20 protein-coding genes are annotated in these 20,599 nt (G+C 32.4%); 18 read left to right on the top strand and 2 right to left on the bottom strand.

Translation table 11 applies throughout. The annotated features are described in order from the left end of the window. The first annotated feature begins 217 nt into the window (after positions 1–217). From HH304_RS04350 to HH304_RS04265, 18 genes are all read left to right on the top strand, one after another. Positions 218–982 (top strand): tetratricopeptide repeat protein, encoded by a 765-nt coding sequence (locus HH304_RS04350; protein ID WP_169678240.1) that lies wholly within the window; start codon positions 218–220, stop codon positions 980–982. Positions 983–1,135: 153 nt separating this feature from the next. Continuing rightward, a complete protein-coding gene (locus HH304_RS04345) occupies positions 1,136–1,618 on the top strand; it encodes a hypothetical protein (RefSeq protein WP_169678239.1) in 483 nt (160 codons plus the stop codon). A 250-nt stretch (positions 1,619–1,868) separates the two neighbouring features. Further along, on the top strand, positions 1,869–2,948 hold the full coding sequence (locus HH304_RS04340; RefSeq protein ID WP_169678238.1) for a hypothetical protein: 1,080 nt from the start codon (positions 1,869–1,871) through the stop codon (positions 2,946–2,948). Between the two features lie 187 nt (positions 2,949–3,135). Next, a complete protein-coding gene (locus HH304_RS04335) occupies positions 3,136–3,813 on the top strand; it encodes a hypothetical protein (protein WP_169678237.1) in 678 nt (225 codons plus the stop codon). A gap of 174 nt (positions 3,814–3,987) precedes the next feature. Further along, entirely contained in the window at positions 3,988–4,812 is an 825-nt protein-coding gene (locus tag HH304_RS04330) for a hypothetical protein (protein ID WP_169678236.1), read from the top strand. 1 nt (position 4,813) lies between these two features. Continuing rightward, positions 4,814–5,335: a TPM domain-containing protein gene (locus HH304_RS04325; RefSeq protein WP_169678235.1), complete on the top strand. Its 522-nt coding sequence runs from the start codon at positions 4,814–4,816 to the stop codon at positions 5,333–5,335. A gap of 31 nt (positions 5,336–5,366) precedes the next feature. Then, positions 5,367–5,885, top strand: coding sequence for a hypothetical protein (locus HH304_RS04320; RefSeq protein ID WP_169678234.1), 519 nt, complete (start codon positions 5,367–5,369; stop codon positions 5,883–5,885). Between the two features lie 231 nt (positions 5,886–6,116). Beyond that, the gene (locus tag HH304_RS04315; RefSeq protein ID WP_169678233.1) at positions 6,117–6,686 is read left to right on the top strand and encodes a hypothetical protein; all 570 of its coding nucleotides are present in this window, start codon (positions 6,117–6,119) and stop codon (positions 6,684–6,686) included. Between the two features lie 973 nt (positions 6,687–7,659). After that, the gene (locus HH304_RS04310) at positions 7,660–8,844 is read left to right on the top strand and encodes a 2'-5' RNA ligase family protein (RefSeq protein WP_169678232.1); all 1,185 of its coding nucleotides are present in this window, start codon (positions 7,660–7,662) and stop codon (positions 8,842–8,844) included. A 127-nt stretch (positions 8,845–8,971) separates the two neighbouring features. Continuing rightward, a complete protein-coding gene (locus HH304_RS04305) occupies positions 8,972–10,384 on the top strand; it encodes a pyridoxal phosphate-dependent decarboxylase family protein (protein ID WP_169678231.1) in 1,413 nt (470 codons plus the stop codon). An 18-nt stretch (positions 10,385–10,402) separates the two neighbouring features. After that, on the top strand, positions 10,403–10,900 hold the full coding sequence (locus HH304_RS04300; protein ID WP_169678230.1) for a DinB family protein: 498 nt from the start codon (positions 10,403–10,405) through the stop codon (positions 10,898–10,900). An 18-nt stretch (positions 10,901–10,918) separates the two neighbouring features. Further along, positions 10,919–11,548: a GyrI-like domain-containing protein gene (locus tag HH304_RS04295; RefSeq protein WP_169678229.1), complete on the top strand. Its 630-nt coding sequence runs from the start codon at positions 10,919–10,921 to the stop codon at positions 11,546–11,548. Positions 11,549–11,740: 192 nt separating this feature from the next. Further along, positions 11,741–12,562 carry a LytTR family DNA-binding domain-containing protein gene (locus HH304_RS04290; protein WP_169678228.1) on the top strand — a complete coding sequence of 274 codons (822 nt, stop codon included), beginning with the start codon at positions 11,741–11,743 and terminating at the stop codon, positions 12,560–12,562. A gap of 113 nt (positions 12,563–12,675) precedes the next feature. Continuing rightward, complete coding sequence (locus HH304_RS04285; RefSeq protein WP_169678227.1) at positions 12,676–13,689, top strand: S41 family peptidase; 1,014 nt, start codon at positions 12,676–12,678, stop codon at positions 13,687–13,689. A 365-nt stretch (positions 13,690–14,054) separates the two neighbouring features. Then, complete coding sequence (locus tag HH304_RS04280; RefSeq protein WP_169678226.1) at positions 14,055–15,428, top strand: BspA family leucine-rich repeat surface protein; 1,374 nt, start codon at positions 14,055–14,057, stop codon at positions 15,426–15,428. A gap of 192 nt (positions 15,429–15,620) precedes the next feature. Then, positions 15,621–16,538 carry a hypothetical protein gene (locus HH304_RS04275; RefSeq protein WP_169678225.1) on the top strand — a complete coding sequence of 306 codons (918 nt, stop codon included), beginning with the start codon at positions 15,621–15,623 and terminating at the stop codon, positions 16,536–16,538. Between the two features lie 15 nt (positions 16,539–16,553). After that, the gene (locus HH304_RS04270; RefSeq protein ID WP_169678224.1) at positions 16,554–17,240 is read left to right on the top strand and encodes a DUF4919 domain-containing protein; all 687 of its coding nucleotides are present in this window, start codon (positions 16,554–16,556) and stop codon (positions 17,238–17,240) included. A 75-nt stretch (positions 17,241–17,315) separates the two neighbouring features. Beyond that, positions 17,316–18,761 (top strand): S41 family peptidase, encoded by a 1,446-nt coding sequence (locus HH304_RS04265; protein WP_169678223.1) that lies wholly within the window; start codon positions 17,316–17,318, stop codon positions 18,759–18,761. A gap of 25 nt (positions 18,762–18,786) precedes the next feature. Here the strand turns inward: HH304_RS04265 and HH304_RS04260 are convergent, their stop codons facing one another. Beyond that, a complete protein-coding gene (locus HH304_RS04260) occupies positions 18,787–19,884 on the bottom strand; it encodes a BamA/TamA family outer membrane protein (RefSeq protein ID WP_169678222.1) in 1,098 nt (365 codons plus the stop codon). 2 nt (positions 19,885–19,886) lie between these two features. Continuing rightward, positions 19,887–20,534, bottom strand: a complete 648-nt coding sequence (locus HH304_RS04255) for a hypothetical protein (protein WP_169678221.1) — start codon at positions 20,532–20,534, stop codon at positions 19,887–19,889. Between the last annotated feature and the right edge of the window lie 65 nt (positions 20,535–20,599).

The raw sequence follows: 20,599 nt of genomic DNA, 5'->3' as shown, positions 1-20,599 counted from the left end.
AATCAGCATAACTTTGATCAGAATCAGGATTCACAAGATTTAAGGATTATCCTGATGCTTTAAATCCAGTTAATTTTTTTTTAATCCCGGTCAATATTGGTTATATATCTATATTGCTCTATTTTTTTCATATGAAAAATCTAACTTTGACGGATAATTCAGCTTTTTAAGCTACCTAAGGATCAGGCAGACCCGTAAACACAAAACATATATTACAATGAAAATTAGAGCTCTTTTAACAATTTTCATTATTATGTCATGTAAGACATCCATTCAAACCAGCTCTACCGACAAGAATAATGTTCTTAATATAGAAAAAACAAATTCTATCAGTTACAGTAAAGGCCAAGATAAAATCATATTCAAAGGAGAAAACAATATTGTTGATCTTATTCAAAAAAATACCGCTTTCTTTGATGATAGTCATGATGTGATAATTATAAAAGGAAACAACAACATAATAAAAATCTATAATACAAACATTGTTGATTTAAGTAGCCTGAATACCCGTCCCTTAATTATTGCCGGTGATAATGCAAAGTATGTTATTCTATCAGAAAACCTCGTAAGCTTTACTAAATACGAGATTAGCATTGATTCAGTATTTATAGAGACCCAACCAATTGATTTTGCTAAATTCAATAAAGAAGTTAAATCAGATAGTGAAGGATATCAAAAAATATTACAATACCAGGATCAAATACATAATGGGGATATCGATGCTTATTTCCAGTTAGCAGAAATATATAATTACGGTCTATATAATATTCCTTCTAACACTAAAAAGGCTATAGAACTTTATGAATACGGAGCGTTAAACAACAATATTGAATCAATTAGAAGACTTGCAGACATCTGGTACAATGGTGGCTTTGATAAAAAAAAGAATATAACCAAAGGTTTATATTTCTACAAATTAGGGGCTGACTTAAACGATAGCTATTGCATAGATGTCTTGAAAAAATTAAATGATAGCCAATAGAAGCTAACAGTATTCCTGTCCAATCCTGGTTCATAATCTTTCATCTTCAATATTAATTTTCAATTATCGAGGCTATCTTTGGGCATCAACTATGTATCATCAATGCATTAAATACTCGATTTGGGCATTTAATCAATACCTTCAATCTAATTCATGAAATATTCGCTTATCTTAATTTTTTTCTCTACTATCGTCTGTTTTGGACAAGATGCTAGTAAAAAATCTCTTAAAACATCTGAAAAGATAATTGGAACATGGGCAATAGAGTCTGCATCCATTACATTAGAGTCTTCTAAATCTAAATTACCTGGATATTCCCAAGATTCTTTACTAATTGATAAGAATGGAACTTTTATCATGACGTCAAGAAATAAAGGAAATGTTCCACTCCAAATTATTTCCGGTAAATGGAAAATAACAAAAGAAAATAACTTGATATTATCTCAAATTGTATCTGATCCACCGTTTGAGGAACCTGCAGTTGACTGGCATAGGAAAATCAAATTGAGCAAAAACAAATTAAAAATGTACATGACAACAAAAATCAGGGAATCTGAATTTTACACTCCCCCTGAAACAGATATAACTGATAATACATTATTAATCTATAAACGAATCAGAAGTTCAAACAATTAATTTGCGATCCAAAGTTCAGCAATATCAAAGCTTCAGACCTTTAAACGTGTGTACCTGACTTCAAATTCTTTGTTTAGCTGACCATATATGCAAAAACAATCAGTAGGGATAGATTTTTTAAGATTATTAGATAAATAAAGACCTAGTAATTCATTTTATTCACGATCATAAAAAATGGAATTTTACTCAGGTTACTTTTATATAATTTTCTGTATTACTTAATACTATTGAATTTTTTAATACGATAACTATGATTAATTCCGAAGAGCAAAATAAATGTCTGGATTGTATCCATGCCGATCACATCAATTATGATGAATTCAATTGCTTGAAAAATGTTCCTTTAGAGAAAAGATCAAATTGCAATTCACATCAATCTGCTCAAGGTAATAGAGAACTAAAAGACTCCTTTATTTTATCCGGGCAATTCAATAAAGAATTTGAAATAGAAAAGGATAATAGTGTAACAGCAGAAAAGCAAAAACAGAACAATTTTAAACCAGTGATTCTTGAAAGTACAGATGAACTGAAATCAAAAGAATTAGATCATAGAATATATATTAAAAAGAGAACCCCAATATATTCCAATCCAAATCTTTACAATAAAGTAATGGAATTGGAAGCTGGCCAACTGCAAAAATTTGACAGAGAGGTAATTCGCAATAGCAATGAATTATTGCGAACATCAATAAATGGTTCTAAACACTATATTGTTAAAGACCTAAACAGGTTTGATATCTGCAGACAATGTATGTCTAAAGGTGAACACCTTGATATTATACTGATGTCTCATGAGGAATTTGATAATAATATTATCAAGGTTGAATCAGGTAAAAAAAAGGTAGAAGATAAATATAAAGATGAAATTACCAGCTTAATTGAATATAATCTTAACACAATTAATATCAGGGTAGTTGATAAAATTGAGAAGGACTTTTCGAAATTGTCTTTTGTAAATTTCCTGGTACTAAAAAATGATGTAAAGGATATTCAAATCGGAAAACTAAGCCCAGAATCAAAATTTTACATTACAAAAGATACAAAGTATAAAAATGTGTATAAAGTAGTTACTACTGAAGGGTTGGAAGGAATTATCATAAATCACCCAGACGCCTATCTGGAAATTGACGACCCACTGTCTAAAACAATAACAGTTCTTTCTTTTTTAGCTACAATAGCTATTGGGATTACACTAATGATAACTGTATTGTCTGAAACTGGGTATTTTGTTTTTATTGCTTTTGGATTTGTTATTATTGGTTTCCTGGTTAGGTTTTTAGTTGCATTACCTATCTATTTATTAGTAAATAGAATCTGTAAATATTTTTAAGCCATATACTTCAACAATTAAGAAATTTTAAACAGGTTAATTGGATTAATCAATCTTATTTCGCCTCAAGAATTCAATTATTTTAAAATTCTGAGATTGATATTTTTATAACTTATTGTAAAGCTTAAATTTCAACTTATCAAAAATAAATTGTCAAATGGTGAAAAGTATTTTTTTATATATAACCATGCCATTAATTCTATGGTCACATTCAGCATTTGGTCAAAATGATTTGATAAATAGTGGAGATGTTTCTTCTATTACTGAATTTCGAGCTGATTTAAATGCAAGACTACCTTTCGGAAAGACATTCAAAAAATCAGCCAATGAAGACAACGAAGCTTTTGTCAATAGAATACTTAAAGATAATGCTACCCTACATCATGGTGCTTTTCAATTGGAAGAATTTGGTAATTCTATCATTTCATTTGCCACTTACACTTATGAAGAAAGTGATCTAATTATTGGAGTTCTTCTAGAACCTACACCAATCAAAGGTGAATACCGACTAATTGAAACTATGGAATTATTGTCAGGCTGTGGGAGTAGACCAGAAATAATATCAGTTTTTCTACATGATGCTGATGCTAACAAAATCGGCAGGGAGTTAATCATTCATGCCTCTGACTATTGTGGGCGTCATGGGAGATATAACAATGTATATGTTTATAATGGCCTTATTAAAAACAATAAGCTTGTTTTAACAAAACTTCTTTCCGAACGATGTGATTACTCTGAAGTAAAACTAAATGGCGAATGGGACTTTGACATGGGTGAAGAAGATGTAGAAGACAGAAGATATATTAAATGCAAATATCTTGATTATAAGGCTATCCGAAATGAACTAAATGCTGTCAGAAATTGAATATCGAATAAATCCAAAGCATTATTATGTTATCTGATAATACCTTGACTAAGGTTAGTATTTCACACAACCCAAAATATCACTTTTATATTTTTATATCTTTGAATCCTCCATTTGTGCCAATTAAAGGCTTGATACTTTAAAAATACTTATAGATTGAACTACTAATTTATCATGAAAAAGCTATTACTTTTCTTTTCATTAGTTTTTATATCGACCAGTATATTTGCCCAAGGTAAATGGTCATTTAGTTATGATATCCAATTCGATAGATATACTACTTATGAAGGAACTATCGATAACAAGTACCCTATAAAAATGAGAATTGAAGAATCTGGGAATTCGTGTAGCAGCAAATCAACCAAATGGACTCCAAGACTTGTTTATGGTTGGTACATGTATACTAAAATCGGCACAAAAATACCTTTAGTTGGTCACGTATGTTATTCTGATGCATGTGAAAGTTATAAAGAACTATTTGTACCATCAGATCCCATTGATTATTCATTTGATAATGAATGCGAAATGATTGATTATAAAGAAAAGTTCACTCAACAAAAAGGAGCTAAAAACTTCACATGGAATCAGAAAGGAGGAAAAACATATCCGGTTAACTTGAACGTAACACATGAATTTAGTTGGTTAACTAAAGCAACACTTGGTTTTAAGATCAATAATTTGACTATAGCAGAATTTAATCTGACAGAGTTATCAGAAAACAAATATATTGAATGGGTTAAAATAATAGCTCAAAAAAGAGTGGCTGGCAAATATTATTTATTGTTTGAATATTCTCAACAGTCTAATCCCGGATCATATGGTTATGGCGTTTGTGGTGCAGGAATAGAACAATACGTGGCCCACCTAATAATCAATGAGAATTTTGAAATTGAGTCATTTGATAAAGTACTTCACAGTAGTTGTATCAACGATATTTATGATAACGAACTGCCTTACAATATTGAAAAACCAGAACTAGGATTGATAAATCAAAACTAATATGAAACAAGCCCTTTGGATTATCCTTTTATTTCTGATTATAATTAGTTGTAATTCTAATAGTGATTCAGAAAACAAACTCTATAGAGTAAATGATTATGCCAACATCCTATCTGAAACTGAGGAAAACGATCTAAGTCAACTTGTTAGGAGTCTGGAAGATTCTATCGGATCCCAAATTATTATTTTAACTACAAATTCATTAGAGGGTAAAACAATAGAAAGGTACTCTCTGGAATTTGCTAATAATTGGGGTATTGGAAGAAAAGACTATGATGATGGTATTTTGATAACTATAGCTCCTTCTGATCGACAAGTAAGGATTGAAGTTGGATATGGACTTGAATTGATAATAGGAGATGAAATTGCCAAAAGCATTATTGATAATACAATGTTACCAGAATTTAGAAATGGTGATTTTTACAAAGGAATTTCAGAAGGCACAAAAGAAATTATCAATTTAATTTATGATCATCCGGAACTTGTTGGCGAAAAATGGACTCCGGAAAATAACATGAATTAAAATCTTATCTGCCAAATATTCATATCCAATTATGCTAAGACTTAGAAAATATCGAAAACCAATTATCATACTTGTCGGAATTTTTCTATTCTGGATTGTCTCTCAATTAGCTATTTTAATATTTATAGGAGATGTCAACTACAAGTCGACAATTCGAACCAACTATCATAAAAAAGACTCAATTACATATATAATATCAACTTCGTGGGCTAACATTCCTACGAAAGAAAAATTTATTAATATCTCAAACGAACCAACATGTCCAGGCTTTGTTGGCAGTTTTATTGCCTCTTATTCGAATTTAATTAACTATGAATATGGACTGTATTCTCCACAACTTTCTACATTTGAAGAAATGGGATATAAATCCCAAACTGATACTGTAAACGGCAGGATAATTTTTACAGTATTTAAAGACAATGAAACTGGATTCATTATCCCCTGGCAAGATGATATGTCATATAGTTTTCTCTTATACCCTTCTAAATATGGCACCAAGCATCAAAATGAAATCAAAAACTCACTTGCAAATATTGAATTCAAAAAATAATCAATGGCTCAATTATTTCTTGAATCAGCATTTTAAAGATAAACCAAATCCAATTATCTAAATCCAATCTGGATTTTAAACCTTATTATTTCCTATAAGCATTTCTTCAATCACAAAAATCAGACTTTTGTTTTTATAATTAGAGATTCTATCTTTGGATATCAACTATGCATTTTTTAAACAATCATAGATTTTGGCAACCTTATGTCCTGAGTAATCAACAAACTGTACATGAAAAAAATCCTAGCTACTCTTCTACTATCATTACTTATTTTTTCTTATCATACATTGTTAGCTCAAAATACCACAATAAAGCATGATACCACATCATTTGCTGGTGAAGTAACTTCATCTGAATGGATTGATCATGGCATTATTTCCGGCATTAATTATTCACAATATTTATTTGGAGAAGTAGGATATTACAAGAGCCATATATTTGAAGCAGGGGGTTTCCCTACACTTTCTAAAACAATGATCTATGGATCTGAATTCTCGCACATTGATGAATTAATTATTGCACCTAATATTCAAGGTAGAATTCATGCATATTTCTTTAATACAGGTCTGGCTGCTCTCTGTTATTCCGATTTAAATAGTGAATTTGCAATAAAATTAAGGCCTGAAATAGGACTTGGTCTTTGGAATTTTGACATCAATTATGGTTATAATATAAATATCTACTCAGAGAACTTTACCCGGGCCAATAAACATGTTTTCGCACTGAGGTATTATTTAAATCTTAAAAGAAAACGCCTGATAGAATATGACAGAAATGGCAAGGTCATTCCAGTAAATTAAATTCTTTATTGATGGAGTTTTTAGATTGTATAACTTCTTACTATTAAATTATCAGGATTTATGGATTAGTAGGATACCTAAATTCCTGTCAATCATTTGTAATTATGGTTCATATCCCCTTCCATCTGAAGTTTAGAGTCAGCCAAACTTCAGCCTTTAATAAAATGTGGTGATGCACCCAAGACACATTAATCTATCTAATTTATTATCAAAACATTATAATCCAATTAATTCTTACCCTCCCCCTTCTTCTAGTACTAAACCTTCAATCCAGATAGTCGGTATTTTATTTATCTTTCTGGTATGTTAACTTTAATAAGATAATGTAAAATCTATAAATCAATTATCTCCGCATCAAATAAAAAATTTAGCCATGAAATTTAGCTTAACATATAAAATGGCGTTTCTCTCATTAGTCATAACATTAACTTATGAAGCTTCTGAATATTTAGCCAACCTGTTCGAGCCTTTGGAACAGATGCTTTAAGTGTAGCAAGTTTAACGGATACAGTATCTGTAGATGCTAAATCTGACATAATAAAGGCTGCCCCAATTCATCATTCGTTTTTATCCAGAGGAATACCTATTTATGAGCAACTATTAATGTTGATCAACTATTAGATAAGCAAAATATGATTTTTTGTGGAGTGCCAATAAACATTAAAGATGCTGATGGAATACTGTTTAGACCTATAGTAATGATCCTTAAATAAAAGACCATAAATTGAATTGAATATCTGGTTTTTCAATCAAATAACTTCCTTTATAGAATAAATGATTCAACACTATTTAAACGAACAATATTAATCCCCTAGAACTTAAAACTGTAACATGATATTGCTCTATCAGTTATTTTAAAATAAATTATATAATAAGTTATTAAGCATATAAAAATCTGCTACTTAACGAACCCTGAACCTCCACCACAATTAAAACTAAGGTTTAATAATATCAATCAAACTAGAATCAAATTATGAAACCACTATCTAAAATTATTCTCATAATAGCCATTTGTATTTCATCATGTAATAATTCTACCAATCAAAATAGCGAAGAAGAAACAATTCAATCTTCGGAATCAGTCACTAGTGATGAGGTTATTGCCATTGACATTCTATTAGACCCGGATAACGCTATGCTAGCCACTTCAAAAGTATTTAATGACCAGCTTCGTGATAACTATGCAGAAGGCTTTGAACTCGATGCAAGTCATCAACCGCATGTGACAATCATTCAGGCTTATGTTAAAAAATCAGCCCTACCGGAAATTGAAGCTGAATTGAAAACCCTCATCTCCCAAAGCAATTTGTCTGAAGCTGAATTGACAGCTAATGGATTATACTACATACCTTTTGACGACAAAGGTCTGGCAGGAATAACTGTTGACAAAGGTAATTTGATGGAGTTTCATAATCAGGTAGTGGATTTAATGAAAAAATATACCGAGCCTAACGGACAAGGAACTGCCTTTGTGCCACAACCTGATGGCACTCCTATTATGGATGCCACTGTTGACTATGTAAATAAGTTTACACAAAGCTCAAGTGGAGATAAATATAACCCTCATGTCACAATAGGAATTGGATATAAAGATTATGTATCTACCTATATCATTGAAAAATTAGATCTGACTAAAAATGATTTATCTTTTCATATATGCGATATCGAGCACCATGCTAAAGGCTATCACAAAAGATATTCTCTTACCAGATATATCCTGGGATTATTTATTGACGGTTCAAAGTTCATGAACAAACCTGAAGGTAAGTGGATTCCTTTCAACTCCTTTTATGTTAATGGTGCTGCCTACGGGGGGTTAATCGGAAAGCCTTCAGCATTTATGAAATATATCCAGGAATTATTAAAGGAGGATAGTCAATTAATTTCTAATCATTATAAAAAGCTTCTTTTTGAAGAAAATTCCACTATAAACACCCGACATTCCGGAATGTGCCTTTCATGGTTTAAAGGTGCATTATTAGGTTATGACTATTATTGTCATGCCGGGGGTGGCGGTGGCTATTACAGCGAAATCAGGATCTACCCTTCATTAAATTTAGGTAGTATTATATTCTTCAACAGAACAGGAATGACTGATGAACGGTTTTTAAATAAACCAGATGAAATTTATATTCAGCAAATCCCTAATAAGGGCTAATAAGACCCTGAAAAAGAAAACTAAGCATACCATTCATCCGATATTTATTTGTCATTATTTATAGTTAAGCTAAATTGATGAAAAATTATGTCAAAACTGCCCTCCCTGGGTATTACTATATAATAATATGAGTGAACTGCAAAAACAGATGCTCTCTGAACTTCAGGATGAATCACTTTTTAAAAAAGCAGAATCTTTTGGTTTAGAATATCTTTCTAAAGTACTAGACAGAAATGTCTATCCAACTGAAGAAGCACTTGAAAATTTAAGTGCATTCGAAGAAAAGCTACCTGATGATACGGGGAATGCTCATGAAGTTATTGAAATGCTTCATAAATATGGTTCGCCAGCTACAGTTGCACAGGTTGGTGGGCGATACTTTGGTTTTGTCAATGGAAGTGTTGTACCTGCCGGTTTGGCTGCAAAAAACCTATCAATTTTCTGGGATCAAAATACTGCTATGCAGGTTTTATCTCCGATTTCTTCTAAGCTTGAAACGGTAGTCCAGAAATGGTTGACTCAGCTATTCGGTCTTCCTGACAGAACAGTTGCCGGTTTTGTAAGTGGTACTTCAATGGCAAATTTTTGCGGACTTGCAGCCGCAAGGTATCGTGTATTGCAAAATAACAACTGGGATTTTAATGAAAATGGACTTTTCGGAGCCCCGAAAATCAGAGTGGTAACTGGAAAAGATGCCCATTCAACAGTTTTAAAAGCTATTGCATTAAATGGCTTGGGTAAAGGAAATATTGAGTGGGTGGATACTGAAGAAGAAGGTCGGATAATCCCTGATAAAATACCTGAACTTGATAGTAACACTATTCTTATCCTTCAGGCAGGAAATGTAAACAGTGGATCCTTTGATGATTTTAGTTCAATATGCGAAAAAGCCCGAAGCCAAGGAGCATGGATACATATTGACGGTGCCTTCGGACTTTGGGCCGGAGCTACTAAAAAACTAAAACACCTAACAAAAGGGTTTGAGCATGCCAACTCCTGGGCGGTCGATGGTCACAAAACACTAAACACTCCTTATGATTCCGGAATAATTATGTGTGATGACCAGGAAGCTTTAATGTCATCTTTACACATGTCAGGTGGCTATATTATCCAGGGTAAAGACCGTGATGGAATGTTCTACACTCCTGAAATGTCAAGACGAGCAAGAATCATTGAGCTATGGGCAACATTTAAATATCTTGGTAAAAACGGGGTAGACCAAATGGTTTACAACCTTAACCAGAGAGCTATTCAGTTTGCTAATGAAATTTCAAAAGCTGAAGGATTTTCAGTATTAAATGAAGTGGTATTTAATCAAGTTATTGTTCAATGTGAAACTGAGGAACTAACTAACAAAGTAATAGAAGAGGTTCAAAAATTAAGAGAATGCTGGGTCGGTGGTTCAATATGGAAAGGCAAACGAGTAATCAGGATCAGTGTATGTTCATGGGTAACAAATAAAGAAGATATCACCAGATCTGTCAATTCATTTATTAAAGCCAGGGAGATAGCCTACAAACAAATTCAATTAACTGAATAGTAAAAAAATCCAAGAATTATGAGCTCAAAATTGCAGCATGTCATTCAAACTTTAAAAATCACTTTTGATGGTGAGCCCTGGTATGGGGAATCACTAATGACTAAAATAAAATCAATAAATCACGATATTGTTAATGACCAGGTTGAAGGTTCTAACTCAATTGCAAAACTTATTGCACATATAATCCAATGGAGAATCTTTGTAATTGAGAAATTAAAAGGAAATGCTGACTTTGACATAAAACTGAACACTGCCATGGATTGGCCTGACACTATAATTAAAAATAAAACTGAATGGGATCACTTAATCAAAAAGCTACTTGAGTCGCAACAAGAAATTACTGATATTCTTTCTGCAAAAGATGATGAGTTACTGGATGAAATTGTTCCTGGAAAGGAATACAATTTTCACTCATTAATTGAAGGAATCATCCATCACGATATTTATCACTCAGGTCAAATAGGATTAATAAAATCCAGAGTTACTCAAAGAGAAGACTACGATCTATACAACTAAACTAATCATCAACTAACTATGGAAAAGCATGAATGGAGGAAATCTGAAAAGCAATTTTATCTACCAAAAACGAAACCGGAAATTATAGATGTCCCGGCATTTAAATTCATAACAATTTCAGGACAAGGAAGTCCGGAAAACCAATCATTTAGCGATAGAATCAGCACCCTTTACCCAATTGCCTATGCAATCAAAATGACACTTAAGAAATTATCTGACAAGCCCGGCAATTATTTGGATTACACAGTTTATCCTTTGGAAGGCATCTGGGACTTAAATGATGAGGCAAAAAATAATTTTGATGGTACCATTAACAAAGAAGATTTTGTTTACAAATTAATGATTCGTCAGCCAGACTTCATTTCCGAAGCCTTTTTCCTAGAAATGGTTGAATTATCCAAGAAAAAAAATCCTTCAGAGCTATATGACAAAGTCAAATTCGAGTCAATTACAGATGGTAAATGTGTGCAAATGCTTCACATAGGAAGTTTTGACAACGAACCAACCAGTTTTAAGATTATGGAAGAGTTTACCATTGAAAACAACCTTGCAAGAAAATCAAAAGTTCACAGAGAGATTTATCTTTCAGATTTTAGAAAAGTTCCAACTGAAAAGCTTAAAACTTTATTGAGATTCAGGGTTTCTTGATTTCGAGATTAAATCAATAGAAATAATCAGGTCTAAAAAAATGGCATCAACAAATCATATCCTGCACAATATATTAAGCCATTCCCCTGAATCTAAACGAGTTAATTATCACTAGATATTTGAACTAAATTTTTGATTTACTTTTTTAGAAAATCCTATTATTATTGTCTGGAATTTACTTTTTAATCAATTATGTTTTTTCAACTAAACAGGTCAATAGCTTTTACATCTTCCTGGATATCGACTATCCTAATCGGAATTATCCTTTCATTGATTATTGTTTTTATTTTAGTATTTCTACAGCCTTTTGATACCTATTCACAAACTGTTTCATTTAAAGTTTTAAAACTAACAGGCTATAGCCTTTGTATTATAGCACCTGTAATACTTATCCATATCCCTGAACTTTTCATTTTCAAAAAAAGAAACCAGAAATGGTTTCTCATAGATGAAATAATAACAATAATATTTGGGTTCATACTGATGTCATCACTTTCATTTGCTTACAATACCATAGTTATTAACAATGACGACTTTAACCTGAATTACTTGTATGGATGGGTAAAAATGTATGGGCTTCCATTTGCTCCGATTGTATTACCTTTCTGGATTTTTCTCAGGTCAAAATTCAGTAAAATTACAATTTCAGCGACACCATCTAACAATTCAGAAGTTATCCGAATAAGTGGGAGTAACAACAATGAAGAAATCAGCTTTAAACAGGAAGATTTCATTCTAGCACAATCACAATCCAACTATGTTGAAATATCAATTTTAGATGACAATAAAGAAATCCAAAAACATGTTATAAGAACTACACTTTCAAGCTTAATAGATCAAATTCCCGGAGCTCAGCAAGTCCATCGATCTTACTTATTAAACACAAGTTATATCGAAAGCATTTCAGGGAATTCAAGAAAAGGCTGGGTAACGGCTAATCATATAAAAGGTGATATTCCAGTGTCTCCAAAACACTTCAAAGCGTTAAAAAACCACCTTCAAATTCGTCCCTAAACTTCATTTTTATCACATAGAATTCAATTTTATAACAAAACATTCATGATTGTCACTATCATTTTGACAATCAATTTCAACCAATTTACTTTACCACAAAAACAATCAAAATCATGAGAAATTTAATAGCCATTTTACTGACATTTTTCACACTTTCTTTATACGCTCAAAACAATTCAGAAAGAGAAGATCTATTAGATAATATATTTAAATCTCTAGAACAAAATGTAGCTAATCCTGCTTGGCTTCAAGACAAAGCCTTCTCTCAGTTTAAAGAAGATATGTATTCTGAAAGCACACTGGCACTAGACGAAGACCAATTTGTAACTCACTTTAATACACAAGTAAAAAACCTTTCATTTACTCACTTCTACTTAAAGCCAGTGAAACCTTCAACGTCTTCAGACAATAATTCTTCTGATGTTGAAACTTCTTCTGAAGAATCTGAATACTTCAGCTGGAAAGAAATCAATGAAAAAACTGCATATTTAAGAGTCCAGTCTTTTGCAACAAATGCATCAGAAATGGTCAGAATTTTACAAGAAATCGGATACGACAAATACGAAAACTTAATTGTTGACCTAAGAAATAATGGTGGAGGAACTCTTGATGCACCTGTAGTACTTGGAAGATTCCTTACAGGCCAAAATATTGATGCAGGAGTTTATTTAACCAGAAAATGGTTTGAAAAGGAACACAGATCAGCAACTAAAGAAGACATTGCTTCATTTCCTAACCTTCAGGATTTCACCTATGCAGGTTTTACTCAAATGTTTCAAAACGAAGCTGCATTTAGAATGGCTGTTCCTGGTCACGATGGACCAGTTTTCAAAGGAAATGTTTATGTTTTGATAAACCAGCATACTGCAAGTGCATGCGAACCTTTGATTTACTATTTCAAAGACCAGAAAATAGCAACTCTTATCGGTCAAAAATCAGCTGGAGCAATGTTGAGTGCTTATACTTTCCCTATAAATGAAAAATATGGAGTATTCATTCCTTGTGCAGACTATCAAACATCAAATGGTGACCGCATTGATAAGGTAGGAGTTGCACCGGATATCGAAGTAGAATCAGAAAAGGCATTAGACCATGTCTTAGAAATTATTAAAGAAAAGAACTTATAATTTTTGAAGGGCTATCGAAGTTGATAGCCTAGATAAAAAGAATACTTATGCATAAGGATATTTAATAAGCTATATCTTTTACCTTAAGCACTTATCCAAAGCCAGAAGAGTTTTTCTTTTCTGGCTTTTTCTTTACTTTTTTTAATGATAGCTATATGAAATACATATCCATTGATTTTCAAAACATATTAAACTTTTTTTCATTTCAATGACAAAATCTTACATTTGTACTTTCATTTTTTACATGGAGCTAAACTAATAATAAAGTAGAATCACTAGATAAATTACTAATCAAAATAAAGCTATTAAACTAATTTTTTGAATTTTTGAACTTTAATTAGCATAAAACCAAAACACTTATTTAAATGAACAAATATTACATTTTTTTATTAGCTCTTATCATGGGCATATCAAGCTGTAAAGAAGATGATGCCATTACAACTTACACCTTAACAACTCAGGTACAAGGTTCCGGAACTGTAAATCCTTCAACAAAGAAGGTTACATCAGGAGAAACAATCATTGTTACTGCAACTGCTGAAGAAGGTTTTTTCTTTGATGGTTGGACAGGTGATAAAACCTTAAGGGACAATCCAATTACAGTCCTGATGACAAGTAACATTAACCTTGTTGCTAACTTTATTGATAAGACGGCTGATACTGATGAAGATGGAGTTCCTGATTACCTGGATAATTGCAGGGATACCGAACCGGGAATGATTGTAGATGAAAATGGATGTGCAACCATTATCCAAGTAGCTGAAAATGGCGTGACATTATACTGTCTTCCGGAGGCAGAAATCGGAAAGGAATACCCATATAATGGAGAGATGTATAAAATCGTTGATAGAACCATGCTATATGATATGGATAAAATTAACGATGATTTTACCCATATCATCACAACAAAAGTTACTGACATGGACGCCTTGTTTTGGAATGACACTAATTTCAACCAAGATATTTCTTCATGGGATGTAAGCAACGTCACTAGAATGCAGTGGATATTTTATGGAGCTGCAGATTTCAATCAGGATATATCAAACTGGGATGTTGGCAATGTATCTAATATGTATGGCATGTTTGAAAAAGCTTCATCTTTCAATCAGGATATTTCTGGTTGGGATGTGAGTAATGCGACTAATATGGGGTCGTTGTTTGAAGAAGCTATCAAATTCAATCAGGATTTATCTCAATGGGATGTGAGTAAGGTGACCAATATGTATGGCATGTTTGCCTCAGCACATTCGTTCAATAGTAATATCTCTACATGGAATGTTGGTAATGTTAAAACTATGTCATTTATGTTTTCTGGAGCGAAAACTTTCAATCAAGATATCTCTAATTGGGATGTAAGTAAGGTGACAGATATGGGCAATATGTTTAAAAATGCAGAAAAATTTAATCAAAAGATTTCAAACTGGAACTTAAGTAATACTACAAACATTGGGGGAATGTTTAGTTCTGCCAAATCCTTTAATCAAGATATTTCCAACTGGGATGTATCCAATGTCACAAGTACTTTTAGTATGTTTTATAATGCAATCTCATTTAATCAGGATTTATCCTCATGGAATGTGAGTAATGTAAATAATATGTCACTTATGTTTTCCAATGCAACCTCATTTAATCAGGATTTATCTTCATGGGATGTCGACCAGGTAGAAGATTGTAGCTCATTTGCATCTGGAGCAACTAGTTGGACTTCTCCTAAACCTAACCTTACATGTGCTCAATAATTTAACTCTATAAAAAAACAACACCTAAGCCACGATAAAAAGTGGCTTTTTTCATTTTCTACGGATACACATTTATCCATATATTGTAGAATATTATTACATTCTTAATGAAAGAAAAATAGGTTACTGAATCAAAAAGAATAATCATTAAAAGATTATTTCGCTAAATTTATGATCAATTAATTTTTTAAGATGAAAAGCAACCTGTTTTTTTACCTATTAATATCCTGTCTTTCAACTAGTTTTGCACAGATCAATTCTCAAGACTCATCTGTCCAGGTAATATCTTACTGGGATTTAAATGAAACCTATTCTTATGCAGTTTCAGAAGAAAAATTCAAAATTATAGATACTGACACTACAAATAGAAGTTTTCTAACCTATAATGTAGATATAACCGTGGTTGATTCTACTGAAAAATCATACACCATAGAATGGAAATACAGCAATTATTCTTCTTCTAATGAAAATGAATTTATTGATAAATTAAATGAAGTCTATGAAGGAATGGTTATCAGATTTACAACCGATGAACTAGGTATATTCAAAGAAATCATTAATTATAATGAGGTAAAAAAATCAGTCCAAAAGACTACAGCTTTTCTAAAAGAAGAATGGAAGGATAAAGAAATGTTCCAACCGATGATTGAAGAGGTTGAAAACATGTTTATGAGTAAGGAAGCATTTGAAAATGGTATTATTAAGGACATTCAACAATATCATCTATTCCATGGAATCGTTCTTGAAAAAGAAGAAACTTATTATGGAGACATTCAGGTTCCTAATATGTTTGGTGGAGAACCTTTTGATTCTAGAATAGCATTTTGGCTAGATACTATCGATTTTGAAGAATATACCTATGATTTAATCATGGAGCAATCGTTGAATTCAGAACAACTTACAAAAGCGACTTATGATTTTATGAGCTCTAACATTTCAGAAATGAAAGCATATTTATCTGAAGGTGGTGAGCTTCCTAAAATTACAAAGGATACATTCACTATTTCCAGAGTTCATAATACTGGCTGGTTAATTTTCTCTGTAGAAACTACAGAAATTAAAGCTGACAAAACTACCCGTATTGAAGAGCGTATAATTGAAATACTATAACCCGGAAACTAACCAATGAAATTTTCAATATACATTCTTATCATTTTTGGCTCAATATTTAATTTATTTTCACAATCGAATAAATATTCCACACCAGATTACGAAAGAATTGAATCATCTATTAATGATTCTACTTCAGGACTGTTTTACAACAGGCTAATGGAAAGGTTCTTAGAAGGTGATTCTACTCTTTCTCTTAATGAGAGCAGACATCTTTATTACGGGTATTTCTTCCATGAAAATTACTCTCCTTATGACTCACCTGATTATATGGATAGTATTAGAGCAATTTTAAGCCTACCAGATAGTATCTTCCTTCAATCTGACAAATTCATTGCTATGTCAGATTCGGTATTTAAATATGAACCTTTTAATCTTCACCTTCATGATAACCTTTACTATTTCTATTATGCAAATGGCAAAACAGAAATGGCAAATAAGATTCGAGTTAGATTAAACATTATTCTGGATGCAATTTTCAGTACAGGTAACGGACTAAAAGAGGAGTCAGCTTTTCATGTGTTGTATACTGCTCATGAATACTTTATTTTAAATATTGTGGGTTTTGAGTTTGGTGGTGAACAAAGCCTGATTGGAACCTGCGATTATTTATCTCTTAAAGAAAATGATCTGGACTTGGATGGACTATATTTTAATGTATCCAGATTATTCATCAAAATATCAGAATTTTCAACTGACTAAAAAATAATTCTATAGGGAATGCAACCTGTCTAAAGGTTTGGGAATCTATATAATAAACCTCCTTAATTTGTTATTATGGGTCCTGGGCTTAAAACTATTTGCGTAATTGGCCTGCTTCTTTTATTTCTTTCAAGTTGTAATAATAAAAAAGTAAATAATGAAGTAATTGACCAAAATGGAATTTGGCAATCAATTGGCTATGGAAGAATTCTGGTTATCGATTCATCAGACTACCATTTCTATGACTACACTACAACGTACTGCGGTCTTAAAAAAGAAGGACAAACTGACAAATTAAGTACTTCAATTTCAATCAAAAATGATACACTTTTATACTCGATCGGATTTGATATTTACAAATTCGTAAGAATTAATAACCTTCCAAAAATATGTAAAGACAGTTTGAGGAAAGTAGATCCAGAATATGTTTTTGAGGTATTTGGAGAAACTATAAATGAGCATTACGCCTACTTTGATCTCAATTACATAGATTTTGAGCTTATTTTACCCGATTTCAAAGAAAAAATAAACAAAGGCACTTCTGAATCTGAGTTATACCAAATAATGGAAGAGCTAATTGATACTATAAAAGATAATCACGGCTATATTGAGCCAGTAAATGTTGTTATAGATCGAACGTCTAATACATCATCAAATTCTCATGAAGTTGAGGAAATTGGAGATTTTGTTGTTGCCTCAAAAATTGCCAGTACCTATCTTGATTCTGACTTGACTGAAGATTCTAAAGTTATACGTTGGGGAATAATGAAAAATGGATTTGGATATCTTCAGGTCAACGCTATGTGGCTCAACGCTAAATTAAACATACCCGATTCAGTTGTAAAAGAATTTGGATTTGTTGATGCCTACCTAAATCATATTTCTGAGTTGTCTGAATTTGAAGCTACAAATGCAGAAGTAGCAGGAACCAAAAAAATAATATCAAGGGCAATCAGTGATCTACGAAATACACCTGCGGTTATTTTGGATGTTAGATTTAACGGAGGAGGAAACGATGATGTTAGTATAGAAATTTTAAGACACTTTAATGATCAAAACAAACTTGTTGCAAGTAAATGTGCCCGTGCAGGGAATAAACTAACAGAACCACTTCCTATTTATTTACCTGCATCTCAAGACCCATACCTAAAACCAGTGTATCTTCTTACTTCCCAACAATCAGCCAGCGCTACTGATTTCCTGGCCTTATGCTCAATGAGTCTTGATAATTTTATTAGAATTGGTTCGCCTACACAGGGAGCTATTTCTGATGCGCTGGAAAAGCAACTTCCTAACGGATGGTACTTTTCAATATCTAATGAATTGTATTTTGATCCATGGGGTAATTGTTATGAAAACATAGGCATTCCGGTTCATTATGAACTGTTTTACCCTGAAGACAGACAGCAGTTTTTTAAAATGCTTTATAATAACCCGGAAAAGGATCTGCAAAAGACTTTGGAATCTATCAAAAAGATCTCAAATAGAACAATAAATAATTATTCTAATTACCCTCTCTAAATGAAAAATTCTAAACTTGATAAAGTCAAAAAGCTTCATTTACACCAAAATAAATATTAGCACCTTGTTCTTTTCCAACCCCTACATCCAGGCGAACAACAGTAGATTGATCTTTTTTAATTTTAAATCGAATCCCTCCCCCTACTGCAGGCTTTAAACTAGAGAAAAATTCTCTGGAATATTGAGCTACCTCTCCGACTAATCCAAATCCGGCTACTGTCCATCGTTGATGAAACCTTAATCTATATTCAGCCTGTATAACATACATCTGATTCTCAATGAACCTTCCTTTAAAATATCCCCTCGCTCTGTCACCTCCTCCATACCATGATGCTCCTTGAAACGGAACTTCACCAAAGGTATTTTCAGAATAAAATTGAGCAGCAAGAATACTTCGGTCATTCAAAGGAAAATAAGTTCTTAAATCTGTTATTATTTTATTAAACCCGGTTGTGGCTCCAAAGACTTCACTTGAAAACCGGGCACTCATCTGTAAATAATGTCCTGAAAACGGAGATGATACATCATCACGACTATCCAGATTGAAGATTACCCCAAGCCCGCTAATAACAGCTTTATCATATCCCAATACTTTTCTCTGATCAAGAATTCCACCTTCTTCTACTTCGGTAACATTATGGTTTTGATAAATGTACTCAAAGCCAAAATTAAGATTTGGGGGAAGTCGTTTTAGCAGGGCTATTCTGAATTCATGTGAAGTCATATCATATGACTCTTCATTAGACTCCGGGGTATTTGGACCAATACCCCAAAATTGATTTGGATAAATCTTGAACTTATAAGCCATATCAAAAAAGTAATTGCCTTTCCCGAAGTAAAGCTGTGGCTTTAAATCTAAAATAAATTGCTTATTGGTAGTGTAAATAGCCGTAAATAACATGTTAGACAACCTGTTATTATAAATATTACTTTGCCCCGGTATAAATATCTGGCCACCTCCTCCAAACCCAAAGCCTGTCTCCGGAGTACTGAAAACAACAGGCAAGGCTACAAACTCTATTTTCTTCAGCCTGGCAGTATCAAACCGATAAATAGCTTCTTCCTTTTGTGCAAAACATCCAAAAGAAAAAAATATTATCAATATGGTCATCAACCTTTTCATTACTAAAAAAAGAAATCATCAAGAAGCACATTAAACCCAAAAGAAAAGGATAAGGAACCTAATTGAAGTTTATCCTGAGAAGAGTCATTTGAAGGAAAGGAAATTCTCTCTGCATTAATCCATGAATTAGTAATATTAAGACCAAGTTCAAGTAAAATCCTCCGATGTATTGCATAAGCATATCCAAATCTAAAATAAATGGCAAAACCATCTCCCTTCACTTTTTCACCCTGACGGATCCCATTACGAACTATTGCTATTTCATCAAGATATGAGGAATAACCTGGTGACAAAGAAAAAAATAATGACCCCTGTTCACTTTTAGAGATATAGTATGAAACTAACGGCCCAACAAATAGTTGCTCAGCATTCCTTTCAATAATTTCTGTGGAGTTTTGCCTTGTTGCATTAAATATCGCTCCGACTAAAAGCCTGTCCTTCATAAACCTACCTGTAGATAAGTTAATCCCATAATTGTTATTAAATCCTCTTTGAGTGGTTGTATCACTAATTGTTGTTCCAGAACTAATCGTTCCTGATAATCCGGAGATCCATTTCCCTTTTAAAAATGGAGTGGTTGTAGAATCAGAATTTTGACCTAAACAATCATTAGCGAAAAGCATAATCGCTAAAGAAAAAATCATTTTCATTATGAAGAATAACCTTTTAGGCATGAATCATTATACAGCGTATAGAGTTAGGATGAAGTTTGAAT

Source organism: Marinigracilibium pacificum, assembly GCF_012926615.1.
Lineage (GTDB): Bacteria > Bacteroidota > Bacteroidia > Cytophagales > Cyclobacteriaceae > Mangrovivirga > Mangrovivirga pacifica.
The sequence above is the reverse complement of the archived record's forward strand: the minus strand, read 5'-3'. Positions and strand labels throughout refer to the sequence as shown.

What these genes read in the sequence shown, in the direction of transcription:
- HH304_RS04350 (WP_169678240.1), top strand. Translation starts at nt 218, where the DNA reads ATGAAAATTAGAGCTCTTTTAACAATTTTCATTATTATGTCATGTAAG.
- HH304_RS04345 (WP_169678239.1), top strand. Translation starts at nt 1,136, where the DNA reads ATGAAATATTCGCTTATCTTAATTTTTTTCTCTACTATCGTCTGTTTT.
- HH304_RS04340 (WP_169678238.1), top strand. Translation starts at nt 1,869, where the DNA reads ATGATTAATTCCGAAGAGCAAAATAAATGTCTGGATTGTATCCATGCC.
- HH304_RS04335 (WP_169678237.1), top strand. Translation starts at nt 3,136, where the DNA reads ATGCCATTAATTCTATGGTCACATTCAGCATTTGGTCAAAATGATTTG.
- HH304_RS04330 (WP_169678236.1), top strand. Translation starts at nt 3,988, where the DNA reads ATGAAAAAGCTATTACTTTTCTTTTCATTAGTTTTTATATCGACCAGT.
- HH304_RS04325 (WP_169678235.1), top strand. Translation starts at nt 4,814, where the DNA reads ATGAAACAAGCCCTTTGGATTATCCTTTTATTTCTGATTATAATTAGT.
- HH304_RS04320 (WP_169678234.1), top strand. Translation starts at nt 5,367, where the DNA reads ATGCTAAGACTTAGAAAATATCGAAAACCAATTATCATACTTGTCGGA.
- HH304_RS04315 (WP_169678233.1), top strand. Translation starts at nt 6,117, where the DNA reads ATGAAAAAAATCCTAGCTACTCTTCTACTATCATTACTTATTTTTTCT.
- HH304_RS04310 (WP_169678232.1), top strand. Translation starts at nt 7,660, where the DNA reads ATGAAACCACTATCTAAAATTATTCTCATAATAGCCATTTGTATTTCA.
- HH304_RS04305 (WP_169678231.1), top strand. Translation starts at nt 8,972, where the DNA reads ATGAGTGAACTGCAAAAACAGATGCTCTCTGAACTTCAGGATGAATCA.
- HH304_RS04300 (WP_169678230.1), top strand. Translation starts at nt 10,403, where the DNA reads ATGAGCTCAAAATTGCAGCATGTCATTCAAACTTTAAAAATCACTTTT.
- HH304_RS04295 (WP_169678229.1), top strand. Translation starts at nt 10,919, where the DNA reads ATGGAAAAGCATGAATGGAGGAAATCTGAAAAGCAATTTTATCTACCA.
- HH304_RS04290 (WP_169678228.1), top strand. Translation starts at nt 11,741, where the DNA reads ATGTTTTTTCAACTAAACAGGTCAATAGCTTTTACATCTTCCTGGATA.
- HH304_RS04285 (WP_169678227.1), top strand. Translation starts at nt 12,676, where the DNA reads ATGAGAAATTTAATAGCCATTTTACTGACATTTTTCACACTTTCTTTA.
- HH304_RS04280 (WP_169678226.1), top strand. Translation starts at nt 14,055, where the DNA reads ATGAACAAATATTACATTTTTTTATTAGCTCTTATCATGGGCATATCA.
- HH304_RS04275 (WP_169678225.1), top strand. Translation starts at nt 15,621, where the DNA reads ATGAAAAGCAACCTGTTTTTTTACCTATTAATATCCTGTCTTTCAACT.
- HH304_RS04270 (WP_169678224.1), top strand. Translation starts at nt 16,554, where the DNA reads ATGAAATTTTCAATATACATTCTTATCATTTTTGGCTCAATATTTAAT.
- HH304_RS04265 (WP_169678223.1), top strand. Translation starts at nt 17,316, where the DNA reads ATGGGTCCTGGGCTTAAAACTATTTGCGTAATTGGCCTGCTTCTTTTA.
- HH304_RS04260 (WP_169678222.1), bottom strand. Translation starts at nt 19,884, where the DNA reads ATGAAAAGGTTGATGACCATATTGATAATATTTTTTTCTTTTGGATGT.
- HH304_RS04255 (WP_169678221.1), bottom strand. Translation starts at nt 20,534, where the DNA reads ATGAAAATGATTTTTTCTTTAGCGATTATGCTTTTCGCTAATGATTGT.